The 12,581-nt window shown below is 69.1% G+C and carries 11 protein-coding genes; all 11 read left to right on the top strand.

Annotation, left to right across the window (positions count from 1 at the left end):
• Positions 1 to 40 precede the first annotated feature (40 nt).
• Complete coding sequence (locus tag K8Z49_RS17605; protein WP_412519777.1) at positions 41 to 949, top strand: NAD(P)H-dependent flavin oxidoreductase; 909 nt, start codon at positions 41 to 43, stop codon at positions 947 to 949.
• 33 nt (positions 950 to 982) lie between these two features.
• Positions 983 to 1,738, top strand: coding sequence for an enoyl-CoA hydratase-related protein (locus tag K8Z49_RS17600; RefSeq protein WP_021591946.1), 756 nt, complete (start codon positions 983 to 985; stop codon positions 1,736 to 1,738).
• 49 nt (positions 1,739 to 1,787) lie between these two features.
• On the top strand, positions 1,788 to 2,624 hold the full coding sequence (locus tag K8Z49_RS17595; RefSeq protein WP_075023088.1) for a hypothetical protein: 837 nt from the start codon (positions 1,788 to 1,790) through the stop codon (positions 2,622 to 2,624).
• Between the two features lie 250 nt (positions 2,625 to 2,874).
• Positions 2,875 to 3,996, top strand: coding sequence for an LLM class flavin-dependent oxidoreductase (locus tag K8Z49_RS17590; protein WP_075023089.1), 1,122 nt, complete (start codon positions 2,875 to 2,877; stop codon positions 3,994 to 3,996).
• Between the two features lie 39 nt (positions 3,997 to 4,035).
• Positions 4,036 to 4,893 carry a TIGR03619 family F420-dependent LLM class oxidoreductase gene (locus tag K8Z49_RS17585; RefSeq protein ID WP_021591943.1) on the top strand — a complete coding sequence of 286 codons (858 nt, stop codon included), beginning with the start codon at positions 4,036 to 4,038 and terminating at the stop codon, positions 4,891 to 4,893.
• Positions 4,890 to 5,648, top strand: coding sequence for an SDR family NAD(P)-dependent oxidoreductase (locus K8Z49_RS17580; protein ID WP_021591942.1), 759 nt, complete (start codon positions 4,890 to 4,892; stop codon positions 5,646 to 5,648). Before K8Z49_RS17585 ends, K8Z49_RS17580 begins: the two co-directional genes overlap by 4 nt.
• A gap of 39 nt (positions 5,649 to 5,687) precedes the next feature.
• Positions 5,688 to 6,317 (top strand): cysteine hydrolase, encoded by a 630-nt coding sequence (locus tag K8Z49_RS17575; RefSeq protein WP_075023091.1) that lies wholly within the window; start codon positions 5,688 to 5,690, stop codon positions 6,315 to 6,317.
• 61 nt (positions 6,318 to 6,378) lie between these two features.
• Positions 6,379 to 7,329, top strand: coding sequence for an LLM class F420-dependent oxidoreductase (locus K8Z49_RS17570; protein ID WP_200871688.1), 951 nt, complete (start codon positions 6,379 to 6,381; stop codon positions 7,327 to 7,329).
• A gap of 121 nt (positions 7,330 to 7,450) precedes the next feature.
• Positions 7,451 to 8,824, top strand: coding sequence for an NtaA/DmoA family FMN-dependent monooxygenase (locus K8Z49_RS17565; protein ID WP_021591939.1), 1,374 nt, complete (start codon positions 7,451 to 7,453; stop codon positions 8,822 to 8,824).
• A gap of 100 nt (positions 8,825 to 8,924) precedes the next feature.
• On the top strand, positions 8,925 to 10,034 hold the full coding sequence (locus K8Z49_RS17560) for an NDMA-dependent alcohol dehydrogenase (protein WP_412519773.1): 1,110 nt from the start codon (positions 8,925 to 8,927) through the stop codon (positions 10,032 to 10,034).
• Positions 10,035 to 10,117: 83 nt separating this feature from the next.
• Positions 10,118 to 12,562 carry a CaiB/BaiF CoA-transferase family protein gene (locus K8Z49_RS17555; protein ID WP_021591937.1) on the top strand — a complete coding sequence of 815 codons (2,445 nt, stop codon included), beginning with the start codon at positions 10,118 to 10,120 and terminating at the stop codon, positions 12,560 to 12,562.
• Positions 12,563 to 12,581: the final 19 nt, after the last annotated feature.

The raw sequence follows: 12,581 nt of genomic DNA, 5'->3' as shown, positions 1-12,581 counted from the left end.
CCCACAGATGGCCGCGTTGCCCCTGTTGAACCATCTCCGGGTGCCTGTCTTCTGCGCTCCGATGTTCCTCGTCTCGGACCCCGATCTCGTCGTCGCCGCCTGCACCGCGGGCGTCGTCGGGACGTTCAACCATCTGAACGCGCGGACGGCCGGGGACTTCGAGAGGTGGATGGACGAGATCACCGCGCGGCTGGACGAAGCGCGCCGGGCCGATCCACGGCGCACGGTCGCGCCCTTCGCCGTCAACGTCGCGGTCCGCCGGGCGCCCCTGGAAGAACGCTACGACCACGACATGGAGGTCATCCGCGAGCACGAGGTGCCGCTCGTGATCTCCATGAACGGCAGTCCCCGCCGGATCGCGGAGACCGTGCACGGCTACGGCGGGGTGCTGATCCACGACGTCCCGTCCGTGGAACTGGCCCGCAAGGCGGTCGACGCCGGAGCCGACGGCCTCATCGCCCTGTGCGGGGGAGCGGGCGGGCACACCGGCACGGCCAGCCCTTTCGCTCTTGTGCCGCAGATCCGCCGGTTCTTCGACGGCCCCCTGGCGCTGGCCGGCGCCGTCAGCGACGGCCGGGGCATCAGGGCCGCGCAGGCCCTGGGGGCCGACTACGCCTACATGGGGACCCGGTTCATCGCCACCCAGGAGTGCGGTGTGCCGACGGCGTACAAGGAGCTACTCGTGTCACAGGGCACCGAGGACGTCATCGCCACCGATGCGATCACCGGTCTGCAGGCCAACTTCCTCCGCGGCTCGATCGTGGGCGCGGGCCTTGATCCCGCGGCGCTGCCGGTGCCGAAGGGGCTGTTCCAGCCGGCCATTCCCGAAGACGTCAAGGGGTGGCGTGACGTGTGGAGCGGCGGCCACGGCGTCGGGCTCATCGACGACATCCCTTCCGTGGCGGAGCTCGTCGACCGGCTGCGGCGCGAATACCTGGCCACATCCTGAGCGCCCACGGGCCATGACAGAAAGGACAGCGCGGTGGAGCCCGCACTCGTCACCGAACGGCGCGGCCGCGTCGTCATTCTGCGCATTCAGCGGGAGAAGAAGCGCAACGCGATTGACCGGGAGACCGCGCTGGCCATCGACGCCGCGCTGAACGCGCTCGAAGACGATCCCGGGCTCCGGGTCGGTGTCATCACCGGCACGGACAGCATCTTCTCCGCGGGCACCGACCTGAAGGACGGGCGCGACGCCCGCACGGAGCGGGGCGGCGAGTACGGGGTGATCCGCCGACGACGGAGCAAACCGCTCATCGCCGCCGTGGAGGGCGCCGCGCTCGGTGGCGGATTCGAGATCGTCCTCGCCTGCGACCTCGTCGTGGCGTCGAGCACCGCGCGGTTCGGGCTGCCGGAAGGCCTTCGCGGGGTCATGCCGACCTCGGGCGGTCTTTTCCGGGCGCCTCGGGCACTGCCGCGAATGATCGCGAACCAGCTGATGCTCACCGGCGAGAGCCTCTTGCCGCTGCGGGCTTTCGAGCTGGGACTGGTCAACGAACTGGTCGAGCCGGGCCAGGCGGTCGGCAGGGCGGTCGAACTGGCCGAGCGGATCTGCCGGTCCGCGCCGACCTCCGTGGCGCAGATCCTGACGCGACAGCAAGACCTGATCGCCGACGACGAGGCGCGGGGCTGGGAGGCCACCGCGGCCGCGGTGGAGGTCGTCCTTGCCTCCGACGACATGAAGGAAGGTGTGACCGCCTTCTTCGAGAAGCGACCGCCCGCCTGGCCTGGCAGCTGACCGGCGCGAAGAGTGAGGGGCATTGGCGCCCGCGGAGAGGAGTGACGACGTGGTCGAGGACATCCGTAGGGTTTCGCCCGAGGAGCATTGGGACCAGTTCGAGAAGGCGTGGACGGCGCTGCTGACGTATCGGTATCTGGGGAAGCGGAGCCCGGGTCTCGACGCGGGCGTCGAGCGGGAGACGATGCCGTTGCGTCCCGATATGCGTACCTCGTCGGGCGGGATCATGGCCGCGCCGTTGTGCATCGCCGCGCCGGAGCCCTATTGGCGGGATGACCAGGTCATTCCGGCTCCTGTGGTGATGAGCTACGAGATCCTCGACAGCGCCCGTGACGTCACGCAGGTCGACGTGATGCGTGAGGTGGTGCATCTCGGCCGCACGATGGGCTTCAGCAGGTCGAAGATCGTCGATGCCGCTGACCACGGGCGGGTCATCGCGGTGTCGTGTGGGACGGGTGTCAGTCTCGGTGACGTGCCCGACGGGTACGAGAAGGTGACCAACCCGCCGATCGACGTCTCGGATCGGGTGCTTCCTCCGTTGCCGGTCGCGTTCGGCGCTGAACGTGGCGAGGACGGGGTGTGGCGGCTTCCGGTGATGAAGCGGGAGCTGGCCTCGCCGCATGCCGCTCTTCATCTGGGACCGATCAATGTGGTGCTCGAGGCGGCCGCGATGGAACGGGTGGCCGATCATGCGGGCACGGAGTCTGTGCAGGTGGAGAGCTGGACGGTGATGATGATCCGGCCCGGCGTGGTGGGCCCGTTCCGGGCGGAGGCCGAGATCGTCGACGGCGGTACAGAGCGCATGGCCACCCAGCTCACACTGCGCGACGAGGGCAAGGACGATCGGGTGATCAGCGTGGCCAGCGCTGTCTTCCGGCGCGTCTGACAACGAACGAGCTCGTCCTTGAGTGCTATTCATGCTCCCGTATAGGCCGCTGATCCGCTGGCCAGGCGGGCTCGGCTCACGAATTCCTGCAGGGAGTTACCGTGAGGCGTCTCCAAAATTGGGTGTCCTGAATCCTTGACACGCCGCAATCCCGACGTGAGACTCCACACGAGGAAAACGGCGTTTGCGCACAGGCGCGGCCGCACGGGCTCCCCCGCGCCGGACATGACCGGCAAATCCTGGAGGTGTCATGGTCGAGATCGCCACGGAGGTCCGCTGGCAGGACCACCGTCTGGAAATCCCGATGGAGCGGATCCGGCTGTCCGAGGAGCTGGGGTTCGATGCGGTGTTCACCGCGGGCGGCTACGGCTGCGAGGAGCTTGTCGAGCTGGGCTACATCGCGGCACAGACGAGCCGCCTGAAGATCGGGACCCGGATCACGGAGGTCACCGGGCGTGCACCGGCGATGGCCGCCATGGCCTTTCAGACGCTCAACCACCTGACCGGCGGCGGCCGGGTCATCGCCGGACTCGGCACCGGTTCGGTGCCCACCGCGGAAGGGATGCAGGGCAGGCCATGGGGGCGGCCGGTGTCCCGGATGCGCGACTTCGTGACGATCATGCGGCAGCTCCTCGCCGGTGAGAAGGCCGACCACCAGGGCAAGGAATGGTCGGCTCCCTACCAGGGGCCCGGCGCGCGGGGCGCGGAGCCCTCCGCGATCGGGCTCGTACCCCTCGGCGAGATCCCGGTGATGGTCGGCGCCGCCGGCCCGCAGATGACGACCCTCGCCGCCGAGATCGGCGACGGCTGGATGCCGGCCTCCTGGGCGCCGGGGATCATGCCGCTGATGGAACCGTTGCTGCAGAAGGGGTTCGAGCGGGCGGGTGATGGGCGGAGCCTGAAGGATTTCGAGATCTGGGGCCACGTCGACATGAACGTGCACGACGATGTCCGCGAGGCGATGCGGCCGTTCAAGGAATACGTCGTGACCTGGTCGCAGATGCAGCACCAGTTCATGGCGGCCCGCGGCTACCCCGATCTCTCCGCCACCCTGGGCGCGATCATCGCCGAGGCGACCGAGGCCGGCGCGGCCGACGATCCCAGGGCTCGCCACCTGGAGGGCCGCCCGATGCTGGACGAGCCGTACTGGCAGCGTGCACTCGACGCCGTGCCCGACGAGTACATCGACGACGGCTGGCTGGTCGGGCCGGTGCGGCGCATCCGGAACCGGGTGGCGCCCTGGCTGGACTGCGGGCTCACCGGCGTCGTGTTCCGCTACGGCGACCAGCTGACCCATGACCGGCATGTGGAGAACCTCGACGCGTTCCGCGCCGTCGCCGCGGCCGCCGGCCGGGCGTCGTTCACAGGCTGAGCCGCTCGTGCCAGAGCCCACGTCACGGAGGAGCCGCTCGTGCAGTTCGGCCTGAACACCGTCCCTGTCCATCCTGGAGAGTTGAGCAAGGTCGCGATCCGCGCCGAAGAGCTCGGCTTCGAGTCGCTGTGGAGCGGCGAGCACGTCGTCACGCCGACCGTGCTGCAGCACAGCTATCCGGGCCGGACGAGCAAGCCGCCGTTCGCCTGGAACTCCCGGTTCCTGGATCCGCTGGCCACGCTGACCTTCCTCGCCGGGATCACCAGCCGGGTGCGGCTGGGTACCGGGGTGCTGGTCATGCCGCTGCACGACCCGGCCACCCTGGCCCGCGCGATCACCACCGTTGACGTGCTCTCCGGCGGCAGGTTGTCGCTGGGCATCGGCGTGGGCTGGATGCGCGAGGAGTTCGACGCGACCGGGCGGGAATTCGGCAACCGCGGCAGGCGGACCGATGAGATGATCATGCTCCTCGACAGGCTGTTCAGCGAGGAGACCCTGAGCTTCGCGGGCGAGTTCTACTCGATGCCCGAAGTCGGCTTCGAGCCCAAACCGGTCCAGAAGCCCCGGCCGCCGCTGCTGATCGGCGGTCGGGCCCCGGCGGCACTGCGCCGTGCCGCCCGCGATGGTGACGGCTGGTACGGCAGCCTCGAGTCCCCCGACGAGATCCGGCGGATCCTCGCCGCCGTGCACGCGATGCGAGCCGAGCACGGTCGTGCCGACCTGCCGTTCGAGGTCACCGCGATCATGGGGTGGGGCAAGGGCTACGACCATGAGCTCGTGGAGTCGTATGCCGCCGCCGGCGTCGACCGGCTCGTGGTGACGCCATGGACCCGCAGCAGGCAGGCGATGGAGGCGATCGAGCGGTTCGCCGCCGACGCGGGACTGGAGGCACGGTGAGCGAGAACGAAACAGGCGAAGAGTTCGCGGGGCGCACGGCGCTGGTCACCGGCGGCGGCAAGGGGATCGGGCGTGCCATCTCGCTCGAGCTCGGCCGGCGTGGGGCGGACGTCGCCATCAGCTACCGCAGCGACACCCCCGCCGCCGAGGAGACCGCGGCGCTCGTGCGGAAGATGGGCAGGCGGGCACTGCTGGTGCAGACGGACGTCGGCGACGAGTCCGCCAACGTCGCCACCGTCGAGCGGATCCGGGCCGAGCTCGGTCCGATCACCCTGCTGGTCAACAACGCGGCCTACACCAAGCGCCAGCGCCCGGCCGACATCACGCCGCGCAGCTGGCGGGCGATCTTCACGACCAACGTGGACGCGGTCTTCCAGCTGATGTGGCTGGTCCGCGAGGACATGGTCGCGGCGGGTGGGGGAGCGATCGTCAACATCTCCTCCCAGGCCGGGGCCCATGCCGAGCCCGAAATGATCGCCTACGGCGCGTCGAAGGCCGCCCTGAACTCGCTCACCGCGAGTGCCGCACTGGCCTTCGCCAGGGAGAAGATCAGGATCAACGCCGTGTCCCCGGGGTTCATCCGCACCCCGCGCATGGACACCGTGGACGAGGCCACCGTGCAGCAGCTGCTCCGCGGCATTCCGATCGGCAGGATAGGCGAGCCCGAGGACATCGCCGCCACCGTCGGCTTCCTGCTGTCCGACGCCGCCTCGTTCGTCACCGGCCAGGTCTGGGCGGTCAGCGGCGGCAAGTGATCCCGACACATCAGGAACGTCTCAGAAGGGATGCACGAAATGGCGTCAACCAAGGTTCCGTTGCCAGAGCTGGTCGAGCCGCAGACCACAGCCGTGGTCTGCGTCGAATGCCAGAACGGGGTGATCGGCCCGGACTCGATACTGCCTGCGCTGGCCGGTGATGCGCAGGACCTGGTCGCGGGCCTCGGCAGGCTGCTGAAAGTGGCCCGCGAGGCGGGCGTGCTCGTCGTGCACGCGACGTTCGAGGGGACCCTGGGCGCCACCGATCACGGGACGGCGCCGCTGTCGCGGGTGACCCGGCCGCATTCCGCGGCCTGGGGGCCGGGACATCGGGCCACCCAGGTCCTGCCGGAGCTGTTCGACCCCGAAGATCTCGTGCTGGCACGGCACCACGGGTTCAACCCGGCGTGGGGGACCGAACTGCTGCCGGTGCTGCGCGGACGGCAGATCCGCACCCTGGTGCTGGCCGGGGTGTCGCTCAACGTGGCGCTGCCCCTGACCGCCGGCGAAGCGATGCACGGCGGATTCCGCGTGGTCGTGCCGCGCGACGCCGTCGCCGGCACACCCGCCGAGTACGGCGAACAAATGCTGCGGCACACCATCGCGATGCTCGCCAAGGTGGTGACGGTCGACGACCTGGCCTCCGCCTGGGCGAAGACCGCCGGGTGAGCCCGCTGGGGAAGCCCGTCGTCCGCGGCGCCGATGTGTCTTCTTCTGCGGAGTGGGAGGCGTGGACGTGAAGTTCGACGTTCAACATGCGGTGGCTGATCCGCGATGGACGCCCGCGGTTCTCTCGCCGGCGGCGATGACCAGGTTCGCGCGCGCAGCCGAGGAGTCCGGGTACGGGGCACTCGGGTTCACCGATCACCCGGCGCCGTCCGGCAAGTGGGTGCGCTCCGGTGGCGAGGGCAGTGTGGATCCGTTCTCGGCGCTCGGGTTCTGTGCCGCGGTCACGTCGAGGATCAGGCTGCTCACCTGGGTTCTCGTGCTGCCCTACCGTAATCCGATGCTCACCGCGCACCAGACCGCGAGCCTGGACGCGCTCAGCGGCGGGCGGCTGATCGTCGGCGTGGGTACCGGGTACCTGCGCGGCGAGTTCCGCGCGCTGGGCGTCGATTTCACCACCCGGCACGAAGCGTTCGACGAGGCGGTCGAGGTCGTGCGCGCCGCTTGGTCGGACGGGGATGTCACCTACCAGGGCAAGGGCTTCGAGGCCAAGGAGAACCGGGTGCAACCCAGCCCGGCGCAGGGGCCCGGGCCCCCGCTGTGGATCCACGGCAACAGCCGGTTCGGCCTGGAACGCGCCGCCCGGTACGCGGACGGGTGGATGGGCGTGCTCGCCACCGGCCGGCTTGCCGAGACGATGCGAACCGCACCGATCGACGGCATCGACGAGCTCGCGCGACGTATCGAAAAGCTACGCGAGCTGACCCAGAAGGAAGGCCGTCCCGCGGACGGCGTGGAGGTGTCGATCAGCGGGCGCTGGGGAATGCTGGATATCCGCCGTGGCTGGGACACGGCGCGTATCCAGGACGACGTGGCCGCGCTGGAGGCCCGTGGCGTGGACCGGGTGGTCATGGTCATATGCGGCGACGATCCCGGCGCCGCCGAGGACACCGTCCGCCGGTTCGGGGAGGAATTCGCCCTCCCCCCGGGCCAGGCGGGAGCAGGCAAAAGCTGATGCGTTCGACGCATAGGAACGCCGTCGAGATGCATTGGACAAAAGGCTGCGCTCCGGTTCTGATGGACTTATGGAGCGTGGTCTGGGCGCGTGCCGTCCGGTCCAGGGAGCAAGGAGGGCGATGGACCACCGCGAGGGTCGGCTGAGTTTGGTGTTGTTCTTCAATCCGGTCGGTCGTTTCACGCACAGCTGGCGGCGGGTGGGTAGTGGGGTCGAGGACCTGCTGGGTTTGGATATGGCGGCGTACTCGGCGCGGCGGGCGGAGGAGGCGAAGTTCGATGCGATCTTCATTTCGGACAAGGCCTCGTTCGATGATGACCCGGTGAATCCTGACCTGTGTCCTTATGAGCCTTTGACGACGCTGGGTGCGTTGAGTGCGGTGACCCGGAATGTGGGTCTCATCGCGACCGTGTCGACTACTTTCACCGAGCCGTATAACACCGCGCGGATGATGGCGCAGCTCGACTTTCTGTCGAAGGGGCGGGTCGGGTGGAATGTGGTGACGTCTTACAGCGGTGCGCAGAATTTCAATGCGGCGATGCCTGTGAAGGCGGAGCGGTATGCGCAGGCGCAGGAGTTTTTTGATGTGACGCGGTTGTTGTGGGACGCGTGGGATGACGATGCGGTCGTTCTTGACCGGGATGCTGGTGTGTGGGCCGATCAGAGCAAGATCCACCATCCGCGGTTCGAGGGTGCCCGCTTCAAGGTTCATGATGCGTTGACGATGCCGCGGTCGCCGCAGGGCCGTCCTGTCATCGTTCAGGCGGGGCAGTCGGAGGAGGGTGTCGCGTTCGCCGCCCGTAACGCCGAGGTGGTCTTCGCCGCGCAGAGCGATATCGAGGGCGCTGTGTCGTTCTATACGAAGCTCAAGGGGCGTGTCGCCGAGTTCGGGCGTTCGCCGGAGGCGGTCACGGTGTTGCCGGGGCTGATCCCGGTGGTGGGTGAGACCCAGGCGGAGGCCGACGAGATCGCCGAGATGCTCGCCGATCTGATCACCGTGGATGTCGGTCTGGCCGATCTGAGTTTCCAGCTTGTCGGTGCCGACCTGACCGGTCTTGATCTCGATGAGCCGATTCCGGTGGAGCGTCTGCCCACTGTTGAGGAGGCGGCGGCCAGCACGATGCTCAATGCCAGCCGGTATCGGAACATGTACCGGATCATCACCGAGGAGAAGCCGACGCTGCGTCAGCTGATCCGGACCCGGACCAAGTCGGCGAGCCATCAGCTGTTGCGGGGTACCGCGAGCGGTATCGCCGACCAGATGCAGGAATGGTATGACCGGCGGGCGTGCGACGGGTTCACCATCACGCCGCCGTACATGCCCGAAGGACTGGACCGGATCTGCGACCTGCTGGTGCCCGAGTTGCAGGACCGCGGGATCTTCCGGACCGAGTACGAAGGGACAACGCTCCGGGACACGCTGGGGCTTGAGCGGCCGGCCCCGGTTCGAGAGGTCGAGCCGCCGCTGTCCGAACAGAGCAGCCCGGTCCCGTAGCCCGGCGGCCGGTCAACGGGCCGGCGTCGCGCGACCGAGCGGCGAAGAACACGTGAACGCCGGCGGGGCGACCCGCGCCGGGCATTGGGTAGGGAGAGGTATGAAAGCCAGGGCAGCGATTCTCCGGCGCAAGCACCAGGACCACGAAGTGGTCGACATCGAGGTCGACGAGCCGCTGGCCGGCGAAGTGCTGGTACGGATGAAGTTCGCCGGGATCTGCCACTCCGACAACCACTCGAAGTGGGGCACCGTGCCGATGCCGATCGTGGGCGGGCACGAGGGCGCGGGTATCGTCGAAAAGCTGGGGGAGGGCGTCAAGCGGGTCGCCGTCGGTGACCACGTCGCGATGTCGTTCATTCCCGCCTGTGGTGTCTGCCGGTGGTGCGCCAGCGGGCGCGGCAATCTGTGCGACCTGGGCGCGAAGATCCTGAGCGGGGAACTGGTCAACGGCGGTTACCGGTACCGGCTCGACGGAGTCGGCATCCCCGGCGGGGGCGGGCTCGGCACGTTCTCGAACTACGCGGTGGTCGACGAGCGGTCGCTCGTCAAGGTCGACCACGACATTCCCCTCGAATGGGCTTCGCTCGTCAGCTGCGGTGTCGCCACCGGGTGGGGCGCCGTGGTGAACGCGGGCAACCTCCGCTCGGGCGACACGGTGGCGGTCTACGGCGCCGGCGGGATCGGGATCAACACGGTCCGGGCCGCCGTCGCCGGTGGCGCGTCGCTCGTCGCGGTGATCGACCCGATGGAGACGAAGCGGGACTTCGCCAAGGCGTCCGGTGCCGACCTCGTCTACGCCACCGCGGCCGAGGCGCACGCGGATCTGTGGGAGCACACCCATGGGGTGGGTATCGACATCTGCGTGGTCACGGCGGGCGTCGTCGACAGCCAGATCGTGAGCGAGGCGTTCCAACTGGCCCGCAAGGGCGGCTCCATCGTCCTTGTCGGCCTCGCGAACGACTACTCGGAGAACACGATCCAACTGTCCGGGTCGATGCTGACGCTGTTCGAGAAGCGCATCGTCGGCACCCTGTACGGCTCGTGTAACCCGTCGGTCGACATCCCGAGGTTGCTGGGCATGGCCCGGCAGGGCAAGCTCGAGCTCGACGACCTGGTCACTCGGCGGTACTCGCTCGAGGACATCAACGAGGGCTTCGCGGACATGCTGGAAGGGCGCAGCATCCGTGGGCTCATCGTGCATGAGGACTGAGTCCGCGGAGTCCGATGGTTCGGTCCCCCCTCCGGCTCGCATGCTGACTTCCACCACCCCGATGCGACGAAGGAGCTAGAACGATGAGTGGCCCCCTTGACCACCTGCGCGTCGTCGAAATATCCAACGGCCTCACCGGCGCCCAGGCCGGCCAGTTCATGGCCGATCTCGGTGCCGAGGTCGTCGCCGTCGAACCGCCGGGCGGGAGCGTGCTCCGCTCCGAAGCGGCGTACCCGTTCCTGGCGCGTGGCAAGAAGAGCGTGGTGCTCGATCTGCACGAGCTGGCCGACGCGGAGGTGGCGTGGTCCCTGGCCAGTGAGGCCGACGTCCTCATCACCACCCTGCGGCCGGCCGCGCTGGAGCGGTTCGGGCTCGACCACTCGGTGCTCTCCGTGGTCAACCCAGGGCTGGTCTACGGCTCGGTGACCGGGTGGGGCCGGACCGGCCCGATGCGCGACGCCAAGGGTTACGAGGGGATGGTGCTGGCCAAGCTCGGTGCCATGGCGACGACGTACGCGGCGGCTTCCCTCCGCCCCGGCCCGACCTTCATCTCGGTCCCCTTCGCCTCCTGGAGCGCGGCGCAGGCCTTGTTGCAGGGAATCTTCGCGGGCCTCGTGGAGCGGGAGACCAGCGGGCTGGGACAGCTCGTCGAGGTGAGTCTCGCCAAGGCGCTGTCGGGCCAGGACCCCTGGAACCAGGCCAACACGATGATCGCCCAGCGGTTCCCGGACGCGTTCAAGGCCGAGCCGCCGATCTCCAAGGACGGCGTGCCGAACTACACCTTCACGTTCCTGCTGCTCGTCGCGATGACCAAGGACGGGCACTGGTTGCAGTTCTCCCAGACCCAGCCGCGCCTGTTCCGGGCGTTCCTTCGCGCCTGTGGCCTGGAGTGGATGTACGACGATCCCGAGTGGAAGACCCTGCCCAGCTTCGAGGCCACCGAGCAGCGAATGAAGTTCTGGGACATCCTGCTGACCGAGGTGCGGAAGAAGACCCTCGCCGAGTGGGAGGCGGTCTTCGACCAGGACCCGGACGTGTTCGCGGAGACCTTCCGGCACGCCAGAGAAGTGCTGCACCACCCGCAGATGCAGTTCGGCGGCCACACGGTCTCGATCGACGACGCGGAGCGAGGCCCGGTCCTGCAGCCGGGCGCGCTGGTCGAGCTGTCCGGTACCCCGGCCACGCTGGGACGCAGTGCGCCCCGGCTCGATGAGCACGGCGCCGAGCTGCGGGCCAGGGCCGCCGCCGTCCGCCGGGAGCCCGTCATCAGCGACGAGAGCCCCGGCGGCGAGCTGCCCCTGGCCGGGACGACGATCCTCGAACTTGGCACGTTCTACGCGGCGCCCTTCGGGGCGACCATGCTCACCGACCTCGGTGCGCGGGTCATCAAGATCGAGCCGACCGGCGGCGACCCGATGCGGACGATGCAGGCGTTCCCGGAGGCGGGCGGGCTGAAGGTGCTGCAGGGTAAGGAGTCGGTCGCGCTGGACATCTCCACGCCGGAGGCGAAGGAGATCGTCGAGAAGATCGCCGCCACCGCTGACCTCGTGTTGTGCTCGTTCCGGGCCGGGGTCGCCGAGCGGCTGGGCGTAGGCGCGCGCGACCTGCTGTCCCGCCACCCCAACCTGTTCTACCTCGACGCCCCCGGCTACGGGTACGGCGGTCCGCACGGGCACCGGCCGGCGTTCGCGCCGACCATCTCCGCCGGCGCGGGCATCGCGATGCGCAACGCGGGAGCGCTCATCGCCGAGGACGAGCCGGGCGGGCTCGCCGAGCTGCGGGCCCGCTCGATCCAGATCAGCGCGGCGGGAATGAGCTCGGCGACCCAGCCCGACGGGATCGCGGCCTACGCGGTGGCCACGGCGCTGTCTCTCGGTGCGTACCTGCGCAGGCGCGGCGTGGCGGGTCAGCACGCGCTCACCACGATGCTGAACTCGACCACGCACTCACTCTGCGAGGATGCGATCGAGTACGCGAACAGGCCGGCCGCGCCGACCGTGGACGCGGACGGTTTCGGGTTCGGCCCGCTCTACCGGCTGTACGAAACGGCCGAGGACTGGGTGTTCCTCGCGGCACCGGCAACGGGTGACTGGGAGGACCTGACCGCGGTGCCCGCCTTCGCCGCGCTCGGGGAGGATGCCCGCTTCGCTGACGCCGAGGCGCGCGCCGCGCACGCGGACGAGCTGGTCGGCGAACTGGCCGCGGTGTTCGCCACCCGCACGGCCGACGACTGGGAGCGCGAGCTGCTGGCCGCCGACGTCGGTTGCGTGAAGGCCGACACGAGAACCGTCGACCGGAACTACATCGGCGAGTTCGGCGAGCAACACGGCTATCTGGCCACGGTCCACAGCCCGATCTTCGAGGACTATCCCCGGGTGGGCCCGGTCGTCGACTTCTCGCGCTCGGTGACCACCGCGACCGTGGGCTGCACACTGGGGCAGCACACCGAGGCGGTCCTGCGCGAGTACGGCTACGACGACGCGACCATCGCCGACCTCGCCGCACGCGGCGTCATCGTGATCGGCTGATCCCGGCACGGAAACCCAC

Source organism: Actinomadura madurae (assembly GCF_047130825.1).
Taxonomy (GTDB): domain Bacteria; phylum Actinomycetota; class Actinomycetes; order Streptosporangiales; family Streptosporangiaceae; genus Spirillospora; species Spirillospora madurae.
This window is presented reverse-complemented; position numbering and strand designations above follow the sequence as displayed.

Excerpts from the sequence above, each read along its gene's own strand:
- K8Z49_RS17590 (WP_075023089.1), top strand. The coding sequence starts at position 2,875 with ATGGTCGAGATCGCCACGGAGGTCCGCTGGCAGGACCACCGTCTGGAA.
- K8Z49_RS17575 (WP_075023091.1), top strand. The coding sequence starts at position 5,688 with ATGGCGTCAACCAAGGTTCCGTTGCCAGAGCTGGTCGAGCCGCAGACC.
- K8Z49_RS17565 (WP_021591939.1), top strand. The coding sequence starts at position 7,451 with ATGGACCACCGCGAGGGTCGGCTGAGTTTGGTGTTGTTCTTCAATCCG.
- K8Z49_RS17560 (WP_412519773.1), top strand. The coding sequence starts at position 8,925 with ATGAAAGCCAGGGCAGCGATTCTCCGGCGCAAGCACCAGGACCACGAA.
- K8Z49_RS17555 (WP_021591937.1), top strand. The coding sequence starts at position 10,118 with ATGAGTGGCCCCCTTGACCACCTGCGCGTCGTCGAAATATCCAACGGC.